The sequence below is a fragment of the Paraburkholderia sp. SIMBA_030 genome, from assembly GCF_046535245.1.
In the GTDB taxonomy this organism is placed as follows: domain Bacteria; phylum Pseudomonadota; class Gammaproteobacteria; order Burkholderiales; family Burkholderiaceae; genus Paraburkholderia.
The window spans coordinates 1-319 of sequence record NZ_JAWRXB010000223.1; the positions used below are offsets into that span (position 1 = coordinate 1).

A 319-nucleotide genomic window follows, 5' to 3' on the forward strand; every position below is an offset into this window, starting at 1 on the left:
TAGGATATCTGCTGTAGTGCTTTCATTGGATACGATATCACGTGGTTTGCCTGAGATAAGCGGCCGCGCAAGCAATGCAACTCTGCGTATGCCTTGGTAACGTATAAGCGGTATTATTTGCTGTTGTAAATCAATCAAGGCAGCAGTCAGCCAACGTGTGCGCGCTGGATGATAAGGATGATTTGATATCACGAGATTAGCAATATAGTTTGGCTGGTTACCGTTACTACTGATACCAAGTCCGACTTGCTCACGTGTACGTTTGTTGAGTAAGCAGCTACCAACATTCAGACTACCATCGCGGCACGCACGATGATAG

1 protein-coding gene is annotated in these 319 nt (G+C 46.1%); it reads right to left on the bottom strand.

Going from position 1 to position 319, the window contains the following annotated elements; translation table 11 throughout:
- The coding region (locus SB772_RS39765) for a hypothetical protein (protein WP_410838488.1) at window positions 1-319 on the bottom strand (319 nt) is incomplete at both ends.